A 1458-nucleotide genomic window follows, 5' to 3' on the forward strand; every position below is an offset into this window, starting at 1 on the left:
CCCCTTCGAAGATATGGCGCAGGAAGTCGGGGTAGCCACCCCAGAAGCTCGGCTGCTGTCCGAGCAGGCGATAATCGAGCAGATAGGCGACCACCGTCAGTGCCAGCAGGGTGATGAGCAGCAGACTGATACGACGCAATATGTAAAGCAGCATGCTAGCGCCCCTGCGACTGGATTAAGACCGTGCCCCCTTGGGGACGAATGACCACGCCATTGCTGTCAGCAGACAGGCCGAGGGTTGGCCATGGCAGATATGATGTCTGGGTCGGCATGCTTACTCCCTGTGAACCTGATTGAAGGAGGTGCCACCGAAGGGCATCAATTCCAGCCCCAGCACGTCCTTGCGGCTGGCCTGGATACGCAGGGCATGAGCCAGGGGGATCAGGGGCAACTGCTCGTTGAGCATGCGCTGGGCATAATAGTAGTTGCGCAGCCGGAACGAGAGCTTGCCGCTGCCTACCGCATCGTCGAGCAGTTGATCGAAGGCCGGGTTGCACCAGCGACTGTCGTTGTTGCCCTGAGCCACGGCGTTGCAGCTCAGCAACTGACGGAAGAAGTTGTCGGGGTCGGCGTTATCGGCCATCCAGCCCGATAACAGGCTGTCGTAATTTCCTTTGCGCAGGCGGCGCTCTATGACGGGAGCCTCTTGCTGCACGATGCGCAGCCGTATCCCCACCTCAGCCAGATCGTTGCGGATGAGCTGAGCCGTCTTCAAGGCGTCCGGGTTGTAGGGACGCGAGCCCGGCGGCACCAGCACCTGCATCTCGAACCCCTGGGGCAGTCCCGCCTCCTTGAGCAGGGCGCGAGCCCGCTCGAGATCCTGCTTGCGACTCGGCGAACTGGGATCGTAACCCCATGAGCGTGGTGGCAGCAGACTGTTGGCGCTCTGGCCAGTCCCGAAATAGACGGCCTGCAACAGATTGGGCACATTGATGGTACTGGCGATGGCCTGGCGCACCTGCACCTTGTTGAAGGGAGGCCTGCGCGTATTGAGGGCGAGGAAGGCTACGTTCATGCCGGGCTGCACCGCCAGGGTGAGATCATCATGCTGCTGGATCACCGACAGCTGACTGGCGGAGGGGTAGCTCATCACATCGCATTCACCGGTGAGCAGCTTGGCGAGGCGCTTGGAGGATTTGGGGGTGATGTCGTAGACCAGCTGTTCAAGGGGCGCCGGGCCACGCCAGTAGCCGGGATGGCGCTCGAAGCGGATGAACTCGTTGTGACGATACTCCTTGAAGCGAAAGGGACCTGTGCCGATGGGGTGGCTGTCGAGCAGGGCAGGGGTGCCGGCGGCCAGCATGGCCTGGCCATATTCGGCCGAGAGCACCACCGCATAGTCACTCGCCAGAGTGGCGAGGAAGGAGGCGTCGGGGCGAGTGAGCTCGAACACCACCTGATAGGGGCCCGTCTTGTGCACACTGCGCAGCAGGTGATCCAGCCCCAGGCTGGCGAAAT

Annotated in this window: 1 protein-coding gene and 1 pseudogene; both read right to left on the minus strand. The window is 62.1% G+C overall.

Going from position 1 to position 1458, the window contains the following annotated elements; genetic code table 11:
• A pseudogene (locus tag G113_RS22095) lies at positions 1-154 on the minus strand (peptide ABC transporter permease); the annotation flags it as partial.
• Positions 155-274: 120 nt separating this feature from the next.
• The coding region (locus G113_RS20040) for an ABC transporter substrate-binding protein (RefSeq protein WP_005914371.1) at positions 275-1458 on the minus strand (1184 nt) is incomplete at its 5' end.

It is taken from the genome of Aeromonas molluscorum 848 (assembly GCF_000388115.1).
Lineage (GTDB): Bacteria > Pseudomonadota > Gammaproteobacteria > Enterobacterales > Aeromonadaceae > Aeromonas > Aeromonas molluscorum.